This is a genomic window from Staphylococcus sp. HMSC069E10 (assembly GCF_001809205.1).
Classification (GTDB): domain Bacteria; phylum Bacillota; class Bacilli; order Staphylococcales; family Staphylococcaceae; genus Staphylococcus; species Staphylococcus hominis.
Map to the genome: position 1 here is coordinate 95,016 of NZ_KV796472.1, position 19,593 is coordinate 114,608.

At 31.5% G+C, this 19,593-nt stretch carries 15 protein-coding genes; 3 read left to right on the forward strand and 12 right to left on the reverse strand.

From position 1 onward, the window contains the following. Positions 1-166: 166 nt before the first annotated feature. The 11 genes from uvrA to fakB1 all read right to left on the reverse strand — a co-directional run bounded on the left by uvrA (position 167) and on the right by fakB1 (position 15,250). Complete coding sequence (gene uvrA / locus HMPREF2561_RS02595; protein WP_048761412.1) at positions 167-3,007, reverse strand: excinuclease ABC subunit UvrA; 2,841 nt, start codon at positions 3,005-3,007, stop codon at positions 167-169. Between the two features lie 7 nt (positions 3,008-3,014). Beyond that, positions 3,015-5,000 (reverse strand): excinuclease ABC subunit UvrB, encoded by a 1,986-nt coding sequence (gene uvrB / locus HMPREF2561_RS02600; RefSeq protein ID WP_069723660.1) that lies wholly within the window; start codon positions 4,998-5,000, stop codon positions 3,015-3,017. A 267-nt stretch (positions 5,001-5,267) separates the two neighbouring features. After that, positions 5,268-5,495: a CsbA family protein gene (locus HMPREF2561_RS02605; protein WP_017175922.1), complete on the reverse strand. Its 228-nt coding sequence runs from the start codon at positions 5,493-5,495 to the stop codon at positions 5,268-5,270. Positions 5,496-5,500: 5 nt separating this feature from the next. Further along, positions 5,501-6,148 (reverse strand): YfbR-like 5'-deoxynucleotidase, encoded by a 648-nt coding sequence (locus tag HMPREF2561_RS02610; protein WP_017175923.1) that lies wholly within the window; start codon positions 6,146-6,148, stop codon positions 5,501-5,503. A 208-nt stretch (positions 6,149-6,356) separates the two neighbouring features. Next, positions 6,357-7,241, reverse strand: coding sequence for a CHAP domain-containing protein (locus HMPREF2561_RS02615; protein WP_070468297.1), 885 nt, complete (start codon positions 7,239-7,241; stop codon positions 6,357-6,359). 220 nt (positions 7,242-7,461) lie between these two features. After that, positions 7,462-8,575 (reverse strand): peptide chain release factor 2 gene (gene prfB, locus HMPREF2561_RS02620; protein ID WP_100442621.1). Its coding sequence is split into 2 segments (ribosomal slippage): positions 7,462-8,502 and positions 8,504-8,575, totalling 1,113 coding nucleotides; the frame shifts between segments, so codons are not numbered across the junction. Positions 8,576-8,689: 114 nt separating this feature from the next. Next, positions 8,690-11,227, reverse strand: coding sequence for a preprotein translocase subunit SecA (gene secA / locus HMPREF2561_RS02625; RefSeq protein ID WP_017175926.1), 2,538 nt, complete (start codon positions 11,225-11,227; stop codon positions 8,690-8,692). A 460-nt stretch (positions 11,228-11,687) separates the two neighbouring features. After that, positions 11,688-12,263: a ribosome hibernation-promoting factor, HPF/YfiA family gene (gene hpf, locus HMPREF2561_RS02630; RefSeq protein ID WP_017175927.1), complete on the reverse strand. Its 576-nt coding sequence runs from the start codon at positions 12,261-12,263 to the stop codon at positions 11,688-11,690. A 61-nt stretch (positions 12,264-12,324) separates the two neighbouring features. Continuing rightward, on the reverse strand, positions 12,325-13,002 hold the full coding sequence (locus HMPREF2561_RS02635) for a ComF family protein (protein WP_017175928.1): 678 nt from the start codon (positions 13,000-13,002) through the stop codon (positions 12,325-12,327). Beyond that, positions 12,995-14,077 (reverse strand): DEAD/DEAH box helicase family protein, encoded by a 1,083-nt coding sequence (locus HMPREF2561_RS02640; RefSeq protein WP_019834943.1) that lies wholly within the window; start codon positions 14,075-14,077, stop codon positions 12,995-12,997. The genes HMPREF2561_RS02635 and HMPREF2561_RS02640 overlap by 8 nt, the downstream gene beginning before the upstream one ends. Positions 14,078-14,383: 306 nt before the next feature. After that, positions 14,384-15,250, reverse strand: coding sequence for a fatty acid kinase binding subunit FakB1 (gene fakB1, locus HMPREF2561_RS02645; protein WP_048679876.1), 867 nt, complete (start codon positions 15,248-15,250; stop codon positions 14,384-14,386). Positions 15,251-15,390: 140 nt separating this feature from the next. Here fakB1 and HMPREF2561_RS02650 point away from each other — a divergent pair, with 140 nt between their 5' ends. After that, entirely contained in the window at positions 15,391-16,032 is a 642-nt protein-coding gene (locus tag HMPREF2561_RS02650) for a YigZ family protein (protein ID WP_017175931.1), read from the forward strand. Positions 16,033-16,096: 64 nt separating this feature from the next. Here HMPREF2561_RS02650 and HMPREF2561_RS02655 read toward each other — a convergent pair whose 3' ends face one another. Then, on the reverse strand, positions 16,097-17,170 hold the full coding sequence (locus HMPREF2561_RS02655) for a glycosyltransferase family 4 protein (protein WP_017175932.1): 1,074 nt from the start codon (positions 17,168-17,170) through the stop codon (positions 16,097-16,099). A 372-nt stretch (positions 17,171-17,542) separates the two neighbouring features. Here HMPREF2561_RS02655 and HMPREF2561_RS02660 point away from each other — a divergent pair, with 372 nt between their 5' ends. Both HMPREF2561_RS02660 and HMPREF2561_RS02665 read left to right on the forward strand, forming a co-directional pair. Further along, positions 17,543-18,613, forward strand: coding sequence for a GGDEF domain-containing protein GdpS (locus tag HMPREF2561_RS02660; protein ID WP_070468299.1), 1,071 nt, complete (start codon positions 17,543-17,545; stop codon positions 18,611-18,613). Positions 18,614-18,820: 207 nt separating this feature from the next. Continuing rightward, a complete protein-coding gene (locus HMPREF2561_RS02665) occupies positions 18,821-19,582 on the forward strand; it encodes a threonine/serine exporter family protein (protein WP_002448186.1) in 762 nt (253 codons plus the stop codon). Positions 19,583-19,593 lie beyond the last annotated feature (11 nt).

Consider the following 19,593-nt stretch of genomic DNA (forward strand, 5'->3'; position numbering starts at 1 on the left):
AAATTCCCTTGAATTAATTCATCTCTTATCATATCAAAAATATAACAATATGTTATATAAAAAAGGAGTAGAAAATGATTTTTCTACTCCTTTTTTCAAAATCAGTAAAATGATATTCTACTTCATTTGTACTCTAAAAAAACACTATCGCACATTAAATGCTATTTTATTCATCTCGCACTTTATCACGTTCTAACACTGTTTTTAAATACTTACCAGTATAAGAAGCTTCCACACTTGCAATGTCTTCTGGCGTTCCAGTTGCAACGATAGTACCGCCACCTTCGCCGCCTTCTGGTCCTAAATCTATAATATAATCTGCTGTTTTAATAACATCTAAATTATGTTCAATAATAACCACTGTATCTCCATTTTCCACAAGGCGATTTAATACTTTTAATAATCGACTGATATCGTCAACATGAAGACCTGTAGTAGGTTCATCTAAGATATAAATTGAGCGTCCTGTAGAACGTTTGTGTAATTCTGAAGCCAGTTTCACACGTTGTGCTTCCCCACCAGAAAGTGTGGTTGCTTGTTGTCCTAAAGTAATATAGCCTAATCCTACATCTACAAGTGTTTGTAATTTTCTATGAATTTTAGGAATATTTTCAAAGAAATAAGTCGCTTCTTCTACTGTCATTGCTAATACATCTGCAATATTTTTCCCTTTATATGTGACTTCTAAAGTTTCTCTATTGTATCGTTTGCCATCACACACTTCGCATGGAACATATACATCTGGTAAGAAGTGCATTTCTATTTTAATGATGCCATCGCCTTTACAAGCTTCACAACGACCGCCTTTAACATTAAAACTAAAGCGTCCTTTTTGATATCCTCTAATTTTAGCTTCATTCGTTTGAGCAAAAACATCTCTAATGTCATCAAATACACCTGTATATGTCGCCGGGTTAGAACGTGGTGTTCTTCCTATAGGTGATTGATCAATATCTATAATCTTATCTAATTGATCAATACCTTTAATTTCCTCATGCTCTCCAGGTTTAACTTTAGAATTATTAATTGTTTGAGCTAATGATTTATATAACACTTCATTAACTAATGAACTTTTACCTGATCCAGAAACACCAGTTACAACCGTCATTACAGACAATGGAATATCTACATCAACATCTTTTAAATTATTACTTTTTGCACCTTTTATTGATATTTTACGATTCGTGATTTCTCTACGATGTTCCGGTACGTCAATACGTTTTTTACCGCTCAAGTATTGACCTGTTAAGGATTTCTTGTCTTTCATTACCTTTTTAGGAGTCCCACTTGAGACAATTTCGCCGCCATGGTTACCTGCACCAGGTCCGACATCAACAAGGTAATCTGCTGCTCTCATCGTATCATCATCATGTTCAACGACAATTAGTGTGTTACCTAAATCTCTCATCTCTTTTAATGTATTGATTAAACGATCATTATCGCGTTGATGTAACCCGATAGAAGGTTCGTCTAATACATAAAGCACGCCTGTCAATCGTGATCCAATTTGAGTAGCAAGACGAATACGTTGTGCTTCTCCACCTGATAATGTTCCTGAAGAACGATTCAGTGTTAAATAATCAAGGCCTACATTATTTAAAAATGTCAATCTTGAAATAATCTCAATTAAAATTTGTTTAGCAATCGCTTTGTCTTGCTCTGATAACTCTATATTCTCATAAAATTTGAGTGCATTTTTAATTGAATATTCTACAACTTCTCCAATATTGTATCCACCAACATATACTGAAAGTGCTTCTTTACTTAAACGTTTACCGTGACATGTTTCACACGGAAGTTCAGTCATATATCTACTCATCATTTCACGTGTATATTCTGATGGTGATTCGTGATAACGTCGATCTATATTAGCGACTACGCCTTCAAATTTCATTTTTCTACGGCGTGTGCCTCCATTTCGACTATGAAATGAAAACTCAATTTCTTTATCGCCTGACCCATTCATAAGAATACCTTTTTGTCTATCAGTCAATTTTTTATATGGCTTATCCATATTAATTTTATAAACTTCACATACTCGTTTTAATAATGTTGGATAAAAGTCGGAACTTGTAGGCTCCCAAGGTTCAATCGCACCTTCATTTAAAGTTTTATTAGTATCAGGAACAACCAAATCTAGATCCACTGTAAGTCTTTGACCTAATCCATCACATGTTGGACAAGCACCGAATGGACTATTAAAACTAAACATTCTAGGCTCTAATTCACCTATAGAAAATCCACAAATTGGACAAGCATGATTTTCAGAGAATTTGAGATCTTCTCCACCAATGACATCAACAATAAGGTTTCCTTCACCTAACTCTAAACTTGTTTCTATTGAATCTGCTAATCTTGTTTCTATTCCTGATTTTACAACTAAACGATCTACAACTACTTCAATAGTATGATTTTTATTTTTATCTAGTGCAGGAACGTCGTTTACATCGACTACTTCACCATCGACACGTAATCTGACATATCCCTTTTTACCAATATCTTCAATTAATTTTTCATGGCTTCCTTTTCTATGTGAAACTAAAGGAGCTAAAATTTGAATTTTAGTTCTCTCTTCTAATTCTAATATACGATCTACCATTTGCTGCACGGTTTGCGATTCGATTTCGATTCCATGATATGGACAAAATGCTTTCCCCACACGTGCATATAATAATCGAATGTAATCATATATTTCAGTCACAGTAGCTACTGTAGAACGTGGGTTTTTACTTGTCGTTTTTTGGTCAATTGAAATTGCAGGTGATAGTCCTTCAATGGTATCAACATCCGGCTTATCCATTTGTCCTAAAAATTGTCGTGCGTAGGCACTTAACGATTCTACATAGCGACGTTGTCCTTCAGCATATATTGTGTCAAATGCAAGTGATGATTTTCCCGACCCAGAGAGACCAGTCATCACTATAAGTTTGTTCTTTGGTAACTCAATATCGATATCTTTTAAGTTATGTGCTCTTGCACCTTTAACTACGATACTTGGACCTTTCATTTAATAATCACCCTTCTGCTTTTAGTTCAAATAACATATCTCTCAATTCTGTTGCTCTTTCAAAGTCTAAATCTTTAGCTGCTTTTTTCATTTCTTTTTCAATATTTTCAATTGTTTTCTGACGCTCTTTCTTTGTCATTTTCTTAGGTACTTCAGTTTGTTGTTTTTCATTTGTGTCATCATTATCCACTGTAGCACTAATGACGTCACGTATTTTTTTATTGATTGTTTTAGGAGTAATACCATATTTTTCGTTATGTGCCATTTGTATTTCTCGACGACGCTGTGTTTCATCAATTGCGTACTGCATAGAGTCTGTTATCTTATCGGCATACATGATAACTTCTCCTTTATCGTTACGTGCAGCACGTCCGATAGTTTGAATAAGTGAACGATTTGAACGTAAAAATCCTTCTTTATCTGCATCTAAAATAACTACTAACGACACTTCAGGTATATCAATACCCTCTCTAAGCAAATTGATACCTACTACAGCATCATACGTGCCCATTCTTAAATCACGTATGATTTCTATACGTTCAAGTGTTTTGATTTCAGAATGAAGATAATTCACTTTAATTCCTGCCTCTTTCATATATGTTGTCAAATCTTCACTCATTTTTTTAGTTAAGGTTGTAACAAGCACACGTTCATTCCTATCAATTCTTTCTTGAATTTCACTGAGTAAATCATCAATTTGATTCTTCGTAGGTCGAACATCAATTTTAGGATCTAATAAACCAGTTGGTCGAATAATTTGTTCTACCATTTTATCAGTATGTTCAATTTCATATGGACCAGGTGTTGCAGAAACATAAACGAGCTGTTTAGTTTTTTGTTCAAATTCTTCAAATTTAAGTGGACGGTTATCCATAGCACTTGGTAAACGGAAACCATGATCTACGAGTACTTTTTTACGTGCTTGGTCTCCATTGAACATACCTCTAATTTGTGGTAACGTCACGTGCGACTCATCTATCATTACAAGCCAATCATCACCAAAATAATCAAGTAACGTATAAGGCGTGGAACCAAGTGGTCTTAATGTTAAATGAACAGAATAATTCTCTATTCCTGAACAAAAGCCCATCTCTCTCATCATTTCTAAGTCATAATTTGTACGTTGTTCTAGACGTTGTGCTTCTAATAATTTATTTTCAGCTTTCAATTCTTTTAATCGCTCTTCAAGTTCTTTTTCAATACGTTCAATAGCGACTTTCATTTTTTCTTCTCTAGTAACGAAGTGGGAAGCAGGGAATATAGCAAAATGTTCTCTTTCACGTATCACTTCACCAGTTAGATAATTTACTTCTCTGATTCTATCAACTTCATCGCCAAAGAATTCTACTCGGATACACATTTCTTCCCTTGAAGCAGGAAAGATTTCTACAACATCTCCTCTTACTCTAAATGTACCACGTTGAAAATCGATGTCGTTTCTTGAATATTGAACATCGACTAATTTTCGAAGAAGCTCACTTCTATCCATTTCCATCCCTACTCGAACGCTAACAACTAAATCTTTGTATTCTTCTGGATTACCTAAACCATAAATACAACTTACACTTGCAATAATAATCACATCATCACGTTCGAATAAAGCACTTGTAGCTGAATGTCGTAACTGATCGATTTCATCGTTAATTGAGGCGTCTTTTTCGATAAATGTATCCGTTGATGGCACATATGCTTCAGGTTGATAATAGTCGTAGTAACTTACGAAATATTCTACCCTATTTTCAGGAAAGAACTCTTTAAATTCACTATACAATTGACCTGCTAACGTTTTATTATGCGCTATAATTAATGTAGGTTTTCCAACTTCTTTAATTACATTACTCATGGTAAATGTTTTACCAGTACCCGTTGCACCAAGTAATGTTTGATGACGTTTACCAGCTTTAACACCTTCAACAATTTTTTTTATGGCTTGAGGCTGGTCCCCTTGTGGTTCAAATTCAGAATTTAATTTAAAAGGATGATGTTCTACCATTCTTTCAAGCGCCTCCTCAGTTTATTTTATTAAATGTTTATTTCAGTAAAAATAAAATTATTTATACTTATCTTAACAAAAAAGCGAATAAAAAAACAAACGTTTGTTCGCTTACGTTTGCCATCACTTTTTATACATATATAAAAGATGAGACACAAATATAAATTCACTTCTATATTTATGCCTCATCTTAATATGTTGACGTATTTTTATTAGATATGTATTAATAATATAAAACAAATGGTATCGTACTGCAATTTTTTTAGCTTAGTCTTGATGTTTGTGAAATTCTAAATTATCAATAATCACATAACCAGCTAGGATAGATACTACATCTAAAAATATAATCCATTCATTATGAAAAAATCCTTTATACACTGAAGCGGCAATTAATATCAATGTTACAATGACGCCTACCCATTTACTTCTGGTAATTACACTGAATAAAATAACTAAGATACAAGGAAAGAAGGCAGCTAAAGTATACCATATCATTATATTCACTCATTTCGTCTTCGTCGTTCTAAGATTGACATTGTTGTTTCACGTAGTTCAGCACGAGGAATAAAGTTTTCCGTAAGCATTTCCGGTATAACGTGATCGATAAAATCTTGTACTGAACTTAAATGATCAAACTGCATTATTGTTTCTAGGCTATGTTCATAAATTTCAAAAAACAGATCTTCCGGATTACGTTTTTGAATTTCACCAAACGTTTCATATAATAAATCAATTTTATCAGCTACTGATAAAATTTGGCCTTCTAAAGAATCATCTTTTCCCTCTTGAAGTCTTTTACGATAAATATCTTGGTATGGCTTCGGAATTTCTTCATTAATGAACGTATCTACCATTTCTTCTTCGACTTGGGAAAATAACATTTTTAATTCTCTGCTTGCATATTTAACTGGTGTCTTAATATCCCCTGTAAATACTTCTGCAAAATCATGGTTAAGGGCTTTTTCATACAAGCTTTTCCAATCAATTGAATTACCATGATATTCTTCAACTGTTGCTAAGTATTGAGCTATTTTAGTCACTTTAAATGAATGTGCTGCAACATTATGCTCAAAATATTTGAATTTTCCTGGCAATCTTATTAATTTTTCAAGATCAGATAAACGTTTAAAGTATTGATGAACCCCCATAATGCGGTTATACCTCCTTATATTATTAAATAGAAATTATACTTGTATTTATTATATCAATCAATCGTTTAGTAAAAATTTTTAATTGTGATAATTTCGTAACTTTTATTTCTTCTTTTAAATAATACATTGCATTATTAATAACTAAAAAACATCAACAAAACATAAGCTTTGTTGATGTTTTAACATTATAAATCCTTTGAAAAATTTAATGTATAAAATTATAAATAGACGAATTATAAATTGTTCTATTTGTAACATCATTGAAATGACCATTCCAATTCATTTCTGAAACGTAAAACGAACCATCATTATTCACACGTTCTACGATACCTACGTGACCATAGTAACCCGCTGATGTTTGGAAAACCGCTCCTACTTCAGGACGATGATCGACCACTAAACCAGCATTTCTAGCTGAGCTTGCCCAATTATTTGCATTTCCCCAATAGCTCCCTACTGAACGTCCTAATTGTTGTCTACGATCAAATGCATAATATGTACAGTTACCAAAATAATAATGATTACCTTGGTTATTTAAAGCGCTATTATTATAATATACTGGTGCACTGACTGTTTCTGTATTGTCATTACTACTAGTAACATATGATGGAGACGCTACATACGGCGTAGTTTCAGCGCTATTATAACTTAATGGTGCAGTTTCACTTGAATAAGGCGTAGCATATACACTACTATCACTTATCAAGTGACTTTCTAATGTTGCTGAACCTTTGTCACTTACTGCGATTAAATCACCAGGATGAATTAACGGTTTTACTCCTGGATTAAATGCATATAATTCATCTAATGTTAAATGATGAGCTTTCGCAATGTTGTTTAATGTATCACCAGATTTAACTTCAACAATATCTTTATCAGGTACAACTATTGAAACATCTTTTTCAACTTCATCATTACCTATATGATTTAATTTTTTTATCTCATCTGCAGTTGTAGAAAATTGTTGTGCCACTGCTTCTACATTTGTTTTTTCTTTAACAATGTGTGTTTGTTGTGCATGTGCTAACGTATTTAAACCTGTAATTGCTGCAATTGAAGCAAATGTTACAGTTATTGATTTTTTTAACATGTTGTCATTCCTTTGCTGTAGTGTATGCTTGTTCATTAATACTTTAGCATAAACAACATTAAAAAAGAGGAATGTTAAAACCTTGTAATATAAAGGTTAAATAACACTCCTAAATTAGTTTAAATTGATTAAATTAGTAATATTACAAGTCACGAATTACATTTTAAAGTTAGATTTATTTAGATTTTAAAATTTTATTTTTTATTAATAAACAACTCAATCAATCATTTTGTGACATCGTTTGTCGTAAATAAGCTTCTATAAATGGCGCAATATCTCCATCCATTACTGCATCTACCTTAGCAGTTTCTTCATTTGTACGATGATCTTTTACCATAGAATATGGATGGAATACATACGAACGAATTTGACTACCCCATCCTATTTCTTTTTGTTCACCACGAATTTCTGCCATTTCACGTTCTTGCTCTTCTAACTTCAATTGATATAATTTAGATTTCAACATTTTCATTGCAGCTTCACGGTTCTTGATTTGAGAACGTTCATTTTGGTTGTTCACTACAATTCCAGTTGGATGGTGAGTAATACGGATTGCAGACTCTGTTTTATTGATATGTTGTCCACCTGCACCTGATGCTCTAAATGTATCTACTGTAATGTCATCAGGATTAATTTCTATTTCTATTTCATCATTATCAAATTCTGGTATAACATCACAAGAAGCAAATGACGTATGGCGTCTTCCAGATGAATCAAAAGGTGAAATTCTTACAAGTCGATGTACTCCTTTTTCTGCTTTTAAGTAACCGTAGGCATTATGACCTTTAATCAATAATGTGACGCTTTTTACTCCCGCTTCATCACCTGGTAAATAATCGATGGTTTCTACTTTAAAACCTTGTTGTTCACCATATCTTTGGTACATTCTTAATAACATGCTAGCCCAGTCTTGAGATTCGGTCCCTCCAGCACCAGGATGCAACTCTAAAATAGCATTATTTGCATCATGTGGGCCATCTAATAATAATTGTAATTCAAACTGATCGATTTGTTCTCTGAATGTTACAATATCTTGTTCTAAATCTTCTTTGATTTCATCATCATATTCCTCTTGAAGTAATTCCCATGTTGCATCCATATCTTCTAATTTATGGTTGAGTTCATAGTAACCATTAACTATCGATTTTAATGCATTATTTTTATCAATAACATCTTGAGCTTTATTTTGGTTATCCCAAAAGTCCGGTTCTGTCATCATTTCTTCATATTCTTGAATATTTGTTTCTTTATTTTCTAAGTCAAAGAGACCCCCTAATTTGTTCTAAATCATTATTATATTCATCAATATTACGTTTGATTTCTGATAATTCCACTATATATGTCTCCTTTATTTATAAATTCTTTAAATAAAATACGAGATCGTGACAAAAGCTTTTAAATGATAAGCAATATACGTCTCGATCTCGCCTAATTATAATTACTTGATATTAATCTTCTTTACCATGGCAATTTTTATATTTTTTACCACTACCACAAGGACAAGGATCATTACGTCCAATTTTTTCACCTTTTACAATAGGCTGTTTTTTTGCTTTTTCTTTGCCATCTTCAGCAGATACGTGTTGTGCCTTACCAAAATCTGTTGTTTTTTCACGTTCAACTTGTTCGTCTACTTGAATAACAGATTTTAATATATATTTAGACGTATCTTCTTCAATAGCTTGCATCATTAAGTCAAATAACTCGTGTCCTTCATTTTGGTAATCACGAAGTGGATTTTGTTGTGCATATGAACGTAAGTGTATACCTTGGCGTAACTGATCCATTGTATCAATATGGTCAGTCCAATGAGTATCAATAGAACGTAATAAAATCATACGTTCAAATTCAGGCATTTGATCTCCAATTTTTTCTTTTTGGATTTCATAACCTTTTTCAATTTTAGCCCATACCACTTCAAAAATATCTTCAGAATCTTTACCTTTAATTTCTTCTTCAGTTAATTCTCCTTCTTGAATAAACACATCATTAACATAATCTATAAATGGTCCATAATCAGGATTATCATCTTCATCGTTAATATAGTAGTTAATAGCTCTCTGTAAAGTAGTACGCATCATCGCCATAACAATTTCTGAACTATCTTCTGAATCTATAATGCTATTACGTTCATTATAAATAATTTCACGTTGTTTACGTAATACTTCATCATATTCGAGAATTCGTTTACGTGCATCAAAGTTATTTCCTTCAACACGTTTTTGAGCTGACTCAACTGCACGTGAAACCATTTTAGATTCTATTGGCGTTGAATCATCCATACCTAAACGATTCATCATTTTTTGAAGTCTTTCAGAACCAAAACGAACCATTAATTCATCTTGTAATGATAAGTAGAAACGACTATCCCCTTTATCTCCTTGACGACCTGAACGACCACGTAATTGATCATCAATACGACGAGATTCATGTCGTTCAGTACCTATTACGGCAAGGCCACCTATTTCTTCTACGCCTTCACCTAATTTAATGTCTGTTCCACGTCCAGCCATATTAGTAGCAATAGTAACTGCACCTTTTTGTCCTGCATTTGCTACAATTTCAGCTTCTCTTTCATGATTCTTCGCATTTAATACATCATGACGTATACCGCGTTTTTTCAATAAATTTGAAATGTATTCACTTGTTTCTACTGCAACAGTACCTAATAAAACGGGTTGTCCTTGTTTATGTTTTTCAACTACATCGTCTACAACTGCATCAAATTTTCCTTTTTGACTAATATAAATTAAATCAGACTTATCTTGACGTTGAACAGGTTTGTTCGTTGGAATTTGAGTTACTGTCATATTATAGATATTACGGAACTCTTCTTCTTCAGTTTTAGCAGTACCAGTCATTCCAGCTAATTTATTATACATACGGAAGTAGTTTTGGAAAGTAATTGAAGCCATTGTTTTAGATTCATTTTGAATTTTCACGCCTTCTTTAGCTTCAATAGCTTGATGCAATCCTTCAGAAAAACGACGTCCCGGCATTGTACGACCAGTGAATTGATCTACAATTAATACTTCTCCATCTACGACCATATAATCGACATCGCGTTGTAAAGTCACATGTGCTCTTAAAGCAGTATTAATATGACTAATAATATCTACATTTTGAACATCATATAAATTATCGATTTTAAACATTCGTTCTGCTTTATCTGCACCTTGTTCTGTTAAATGAACAGCTTTTGTTTTTTCATCATATTTATAATCTTCATCTGCTTTTAACATCTTAGCAAAAACATTCGCTTGAGTATAAAGAGACGTTGACTTTTCAGCTTCACCTGAAATAATTAACGGTGTTCTTGCTTCATCTATTAAAATAGAGTCAACCTCATCAATAATCGCAAAATGTAATGGTCTCATTACACGTTCTTCCGCATAATTCACCATATTATCTCTTAAGTAATCGAAGCCTAATTCATTATTTGTACTATAAGTAATGTCTTTTGCGTATGCTTCTCGTTTTTCTTCTGTAGATTTACTATTTAGATTTAAACCAACTGTTAAACCTAAAAACTCATATAATTCAGCCATTTCTTCACTTTGAACACTAGATAAGTATTCATTGACTGTAATAACATGAACACCTCGACCTGCTAAAGCATTTAAATACGTTGGCATTGTCGCAGTTAATGTTTTACCTTCACCAGTTCTCATTTCTGCAATATCACCTTTATGAATAGCAATACCACCCATAACCTGAACTTTATAAGGTGACATGTTAAATACACGTTTTGCACCTTCACGTACTAATGCAAATGCTTGCGGCAAAATTTTATCTAAATAGTCATTTTGTTTTTTTACATCTTCAATTGCTTGTGCTTCTTCTTGAAATTGTTTCGTTTTATTTCTGATTTCTTCGTCAGTTAAAATCGCTATTTTTTCCTCTAAAGCAAGTACTTCATCAGCTTTTTTACTTAAACGTTTCACTTCTTTCTTATTGCCGTCAACAATTTTTGATAAAAATCCCATTATGTTCGCTCCTTTAGCTAAAAAAACTGTTTGGCCTACAACAATTTATAATATCATTTATAAGTTCAAATTTATACTTAAATACTCATATAAATGATATGCTTAATTGTGTACAATAATTACTTTTATATTTATACTTTCTTTCTATTTTAAAAAACTTACTATCCTTTAATTTTTAATTACCTCATTACATTAGCATAGCATGATTATACCGTCCATGAATAAGTGTAAAAGTAGCTAGTCGATAGTAGCTTCATACTTATTCTTCACATTGTACGATACATATAATATTTATTATTCTCTTCTAAATAATAAAAGTACCTGGGACATCAACTTGTCTCAGGTACCTTTAAACAAGGAAGTAGTCATTGACTGAATTGAACACGTGCTTATGTCATGTATTTTCAATTCTAGTCATAGTTCCTCATACTTAACTTTCGTAAAGAACGTCTACATTCAACTATTCAGTTGTTTCAATCAGACCATATTTACCATCTTTACGTCGATACACAATACTTGTACCATCTGTTTCACGATCTGTAAAAATGTAAAAATCATGCCCTAATAAATCCATTTGTAATACTGCTTCTTCAGAATCCATTGGTTTTAAACTAAACTGTTTAGAACGAATAATTTCTATTTCATTCTCATTTGATGATTCTGAAGTATCTTCCACATCCTCATTCACTACTGTTTGTTGCTCAGCAATAAATGGTTCTTGTTCTCCATTATCTCTATTTTTACGATTCACACGCGTTTTGTATTTACGAACTTGACGTTCTAATTTGCTTGTAACTAAATCAATTCCTGCGTATAAATCGTCGTGTCGTTCTTCAGCTCTCAATGTAACATTTTTCAAAGGAATTGTTACCTCGATTTTAGTAGCTGAATTTTGATACGTTTTAACTTTTACATGTGCAACTGCATTTGGCACATTATTAAAATAACGTTCAAGTTTACCAATTTTTTCCTCAATATAGTTGCGAATAGCATCTGTAATAGTGAGGTTATCTCCATGAATTTCAAATCTAATCATAGTTATCTCTCCTTTAACCTCTAATATTGGTAATTCTTACTATTATAATATCATGTTTAAGTCATCTTGAAAACGCAAACACTTTGAATTTTCTGACTTTTTTATTACATAATACACTCCCCGCATAATGAACTGTCAAACCTGTAGTATAGATATCATCAATCAGTAAAATATTTTTATTTGTAATATCTATATTTTCTTTAAGATAGAACGGATTGTCAGCTTTAAATCGTTCTTTTTTTCCAAGTCTTGATTGCTTAGGTCGTGAACGTGTGCCTAATAATTCTATATAGCTTATACCCATTTTGTCCAAAACAGTGGTTACTGGATTAAACGTTCGATGTTCATCTCTTTTATAAGGGGATGGAATAGGGACAATATAATCGTATGACGTTTTAGGCAATGTTAACTTTGAAGCTAAAACCTCAGCTAAATAATAATCTTTCATAAATTTATAATGATGAATCGTTTCTTTCATTATTCCATCATATTTATAATCACAATACAGTTGTGACATTAGCGTAAATTGCTGATTGAGACATTTACAGTCTAAACATTCATCACCTGTATTTATTTTATAATTAAGGCATCTTGTACATCTTTTTTCATCATTGATATCAAGCTTAATGGCTTGCCATTGTTTTTTGCATGTTTCACAAAATTGTTGTGGTGGTTTATAAAAATTAAATATAGATAACTCTTCGTGAATAGAAGTAGCACACTGAATACATTTATTCATCGATCCACCCTCTTTGAATCCCTAATTTATTCATTCTTGTAATATCTTTTTTAGCCATCAACATTGATATACTCACACCTTCATGAAGAAATAATACCATTCCTGTGGGAGCTTCTTGTTTACGTCCAACTCTTCCAGCAATTTGTACTAATGCAGCCTTTTCAAATGTATCTGCATTAATTACGATAACGTCTAATTGAGCCATAGTAAATCCACGTTCTAAAATTGTTGTTGTAAAAACAATTCGATGTTTTCCTTCACGAAGTGCTTTCACTTTTTCAAAACGTAAAGCATCTTCACTTGAAATACATATCAAATCTGAAAATATTTTTTTATAGTATTCGGATATCTTAATCATCTTTTCTATATTATTAAAAAATACTAACGTAAATCTTTTATGTTCAATCTGATTTAATAACATATACTTTAAAAAACTTTGAGTACGATTCATATTTAATTTAAAATATTTAAATTTTGGAACTGGTAATGGGTGTCTATGAAAGCGAGCAGGTAACTGTATAATGCGATGTTTTGGTATTTGACGCAGTAAATGTCTAGGTGGCGTTGCAGTCATATAAATCAATGTAGATAGCGGTTTAGCCGCTTGTTTAATAGCATTTTGTAGATGATGATCCATAGGCAGCGGAAATGCATCAACTTCATCGACAAAAATAACTTCAAAGTGATTTTTAAATCGATATAGTTGATGGATAGTACAAATTACAAAATGTCCGTTATATTGTTGTTTACTTGATTGATGCAATACGTCAATATCTTCTTTCAAAAAAACTTCTTTAATACGCTGGCTAATCTCTACTACTACATCTACTCTTGGAGAGATGATTGCTACATTAAATCCTCTTTTACGTGATAAGCTAATACCCTCATATATCATCTCTGTTTTTCCTGCACCAGTTACCGCATATAATAATAAGTCTTCACAGTTTTCTATAGCAGATAAGATTTTTTCAGATGCATAACATTGCTGTTCAGATAATTTAAAAGATAATGTATATAATCCCTCTGATTTAACATTTTTACTTTTAATGATTTTATATTCAGTAATATTATCCATTCTTCCTAGATGTATACATTGTCGACAATATATTACTTCTTTATTAAGAATAGAGGAAAAATATTGATAGAAATGAGCACTATCTTCATTACCACATTGAATACATCGATATCCTTTTGAACTCTTTACGATACCTAACGTTTTCTCACTGATTATTTCATCTTTTAATTCTATTTCTGAAGATACTAATCTTCCATAATATTTAATATTTCATCACTTCCTTATTAAAATAAAAAAAGTCTAATCGAAAAGGAGATGGGTACCTTAGCCCTCCATGTTCTCACTTTTAACGATTAGACCTTCATCTTATTCGATTACAATTTTTCTTGGGAAATATCCAACTCCGATTCCACCTGAACCTAAATGAGATGCAATGACTGGCCCATATTCACAATATTGAATATTAATGTTTGAATATTTCTCTTTTAATTTAGCACAAAAATCTTTACCCTCTTTTATTTTATCGCCATTAATCACAAACACTGTTACATCATTAATATTTTTCGCAATATCAAGTGCATGTTGTTCTATAGAATTATAAGCTCGCTTACGTGTACGTACTTTTTCTAAAGGATGAATTTTTCCATCTTCTTCAAACTTAAGCACTGGCTTCATTTGTAAAAGTGTTCCAATCCATGCTTGGGCACCAGTAATACGACCACTTTTTTGTAAGTTTTTTAAATCATCAACAAATAAGTATGCACCTGTATCTTTACGAATAGACGTTAATTCATCAATAATTTCGTTAGGGGTTGCTCCGTCTTCAATCAATTTTAATGTATAAATCACATAGCTGCCTTCAATCATAGAAGCTAATCTTGTATCAAATGTGTGGACTTGAATGCCATCTACCATTTCACCTGCTTGTGTTGCTGATTGATAACTACCACTAATCCCACTTGATAAATTAAAGACGATAACATCTGTATAACCTTTATCTCTTAATTCCTCATAGTTCTTTATCCATTCACCAATAGCTGGTTGACTTGTTGTAGGAATTGTTTTAGATGCGGCCATTTTTTTATAAAAAGATTCTTTTGAAAGATCTGGATGTTCAGTAAATGTTTCTCCATCATCAAATGTTACACTCAGTGGTGCAACTGGTATCTGATATTTTTCAATAATATGTTTTGGCAGATTCGCAGTAGAGTCTGTCATTACTGCAATTTTCATAATCGTCCTCCTCAATTATACTCAACAGTATTATAAATTATTTTAATAAAAAAGGAAATTCATAATCAATTATTTATCTAAAAGAAAACAAACGTGTATAATAAAATTCATATTAATCATATCGTGGAGGTATTTATCAATTGAGTGATCATGTTATTACTATAAAAAAAGAACATATTATTGAAAATACAATTAATAAATCTCGATTTATTGCTCATATCAAACCTGTTTTCTCAGAAGAAGAGGCTAAGATGTTTATAGAAGAAGTAAAACAAACTCATAAAGAAGCAACACATAATTGTTCTGCGTATACTGTTGGCAATCAAATGAATATACAAAAAGCCAACGATGATGGAGAACCAACAGGAACAGCAGGTATTCCTATGCTTGAAATATTAAAAAAACTGGATATTCACAATGCTTGTGTAGTAGTTACTCGGTATTTTGGTGGCATTAAACTTGGCGGTGGCGGATTAATTCGTGCATATAGTGGTGCAGTACGAGATGTGATTTACGATATCGGCCGTGTAGAATTAAGAAATGCTATTCCCACTACTGTTACCATTAATTATGACTTAACAGGTAAATTTGAGTATGAACTTGCTTCAACCTCTTTTTTTCTAAGAGACAAAGTTTACACTGATAAAGTGAGTTATAAGATTGATGTTGTAGAAACAGAATACGACTCATTTATCGAATTTTTAAACCGTAATACAGCAAGTCAATATGATTTAGAAAAAGATACACCTAAGCAATTACCTTTTGATATTGAAACAAATTAATTAAATTACAAAAGCCAGCAAACGCTTAAGATTGCTGGCTTTTGTAAATAAGTGAATAAAAGTATTATTTATGGTTTGTCTTATGGCGAGATGCATCGTCATTTTTTTTAGAAATTAAATTAAGAATAGGACGATAGCTATCATCTATTAAGCCAGTAAATTCAACGATGAGTTCAATTGTGATGACGATTAAGATAAACATTAGTAATACACCTAATGGTTGAGATAAATACAATATAATACTCGATAAACTAAACATAATCGCAATAGAGTATATCAGTAATACTGTTTGACGATGTGTATATCCTAATGCAAGAAGTTTATGATGTAAATGTGATTTATCTGCTTGCATAATGTGTTGACCATTTCTCACTCTTCTAATCATTGCAAATAAGGTATCAATAAATGGTACCGCTAAAATAACAATTGGGAAGAATAAAGAAATAAATGTGATGTTTTTAAAACCTAGTAAGGATAAAAAGCCAATAATAAATCCAATCATTAATGCTCCACTATCGCCTAAAAAGATTGAAGCAGGATGGAAATTAAAGAATAAGAAGCCAAGTAATGCGCCAATCAACAAGCTACAAATCATAATGATAAATACATTTCCTTGTAATATAGCTATGAAACCAATGGTAGTTAAACCAATAACTGACACACCTGATGCCAAACCATCTAAACCATCTATTAAATTTATTGCATTTGTTATTGCTACAATCCATATAATTGTAATCGGTATACTTAAAATACCAAAATGAATGGTTGGACCAATTGGAAAAGAAATAAAATCTATGGTAATCCCGTAAAAAACGACAACTGACGCTGCTATAATTTGTCCAATTAATTTTAAAATTGGCTTCAAATCATAAATATCATCAATGATGCCTACAAAATACATAATAATTAAACCAATTACCAAAGGTTTGACTGCTCTCTCTATGGGATGACCTAACCATAAACCAATAAGAAATGAAAGTAGTATGACAGTACCTCCCATGACTGATACTGGTTTTGTATGTACTTTTCTATAGTTAGGTCGATCTACTAAATTAAATTTAAAAGAAACCTTTATTATAATAGGTGTTATTATTAAACTGATTACCAATGTTACAACAATAAGTAATAAAGTATACATCAGTTCACCTTCAATATATTCCTGTTATTTTTTCATCTATACTATTTAAACAATTATTATTAATTTTTTAAATTAGACTATAGTAGTATATATACTTTTTCAATTTTATATATTATTAGTCTATTTATTTTCTTCGTAATAATCTATTCATTAAATAGACCACTTTTAATCATGTATCATAAACTAATTAAAATTAATTGTAAATTTTTTGTAAAGATACGTATTTTTTATATCATATCATTTTGTTATAAATTTGAACATGAAAGTCTATCTGAAATTCATAATATATATTTTATAACAAACAACTTAATGACAAATAGTAAGTTTTCACTTACAATTACTAATGGTTAATTTAAAGGAGTCGATCCCAATATGATTGAAGCAATTATTTACAATATTGCCGTTATGGTAGCTGGAATTTATTTATTCCATCGATTACAATATTCAGAAAATAAAATCGTGATATTTTCTAAAGGTTATGTCACAATTTTAATGACTTTGGTGGCATTACTATTAACAGCTTACCCTATTCCTTTTCATCATCAATATCTTATTCGCCTAACTTTCGTTCCGTTACTATTCCTTGGTCGCTATACAAACGTCGGTTACACTTTTATTGCCTCACTTATCATAAGTCTAGTGGATATATTTTTATTCGGAAATTCATTTTTTTATGGCGTCGTTCTTATTATAATAGGTATTATTGTTAGTTTAATTGGGCCGTTTCTTAAAAAAAATGATATTATTGCTTTAATTATTTTAAATGCTATCAGTATTGTTATTATTTTTGTTTTATCTATCTTCACAACTTTATATGATTTAACTGAATTAATTATGCTTATACCTATTTCATTCGTACTAACGATTACTTCTGCTATTACCTTTGTTGATATCTGGCATTTCTTTTCGCTTGTTACACGGTACGAAAACGAGGATAAGTACGATTATTTAACAGGTTTAGGTAATGTAAAAGAATTTGATAGACATTTAAATAAGATTTCTCAAAAAGCCGAAATAGAACATACTAGTCTCGCACTTTTACTCGTTGACATTGACGGATTTAAAGATGTTAATGATACATATACTCATAAAGCAGGAGACGCTGTACTAAAACAAATGTCTCAATTGCTTAAAAATTATGTACCACATCAATTTAAAATCTTCCGTAATGGCGGTGAAGAATTTTCTATCGTTATCTTCGATTATTCTTTAGATCAAAGTGTGAAACTTGCTGAAAATATTAGGATGGCAGTCGAAAAATCTTCGTTCCATTTACCTAATAAGGAAGTTATAAAATTATCTGTATCTATTGGCGTTGGTTATTTATCTCAAGATGAATATAAATCTCAACGTAAAGTATTTAAAGACGCCGATGATATGGTCCATGTAGCTAAAAAAGAAGGTCGTAATCAAGTAATGTTTAATCCTATAATTAAATTATAGACGTTACGATTTAATTTGAGATGGAACGTGGAATTCGAAATGAATTCTGTTGCATCTCTTTTTTATACTCATTTAACATCTATATTATTTATTTGTTATTCTACTTTTAAAATGACTGATTTAGTAATAAAGTATTAATACAAGCGAAGAATATTATAGATATACACGAAAATCATTATATATTTTAATTATTGTGGAGGTGCTTTTATGAATAATTCAATCACTATTATCGATGAAAATAAGGTGATTGATGTTGTGTTAATAGCTGGTCGTATTCTCTTAGAATCTGGAGCTGAAACTTACCGTGTTGAAGACACTATGAATCGAATTGCTCACAGTTATGGTTTAAATGATACATATAGCTTTGTCACATCGACCGCTATCATTTTCTCACTTAATGATCGAACAAATACAAGGCTTATAAGAATTAGAGATCGTACTACAGATTTAGAAAAAATTGCTCTTACAAATAGTCTTTCTAGAAAGATTGCTAAAAATGAGTTAACTATTGATGAAGCTAAATCAGAACTGATTCATCTAAGTAAAGCTTCATTACAATATTCTTTTTTATTGAATTTTTTTGCTGCGGCAATTGCATGTGGCTTTTTCTTACTCATGTTTGGCGGTGTTGTTTCTGATTGCTGGATTGCTATTTTAGCTGGCGGTGCTGCGTTCTTAACTTTTAGCTTTGTCCAGCGTTTCATTCAAATTAAATTCTTTTCTGAATTTGTAGCATCAGCAGTAGTCATTACAATTGCTGTTACATTTACTAAACTAGGCATTGCTACAAATCAAAATATTATAACAATTTCTAGTGTTATGCCCTTAGTACCTGGAATTTTAATTTGTAACGCTATTAGAGATTTAATGGCTGGCGAGCTACTTGCTGGAATGTCTCGTGGTGTAGAAGCTGCACTAACATCATTCGCTATTGGTGCAGGCGTAGCGATTGTTTTATTAATTCTTTAAGAAAGGCTGTT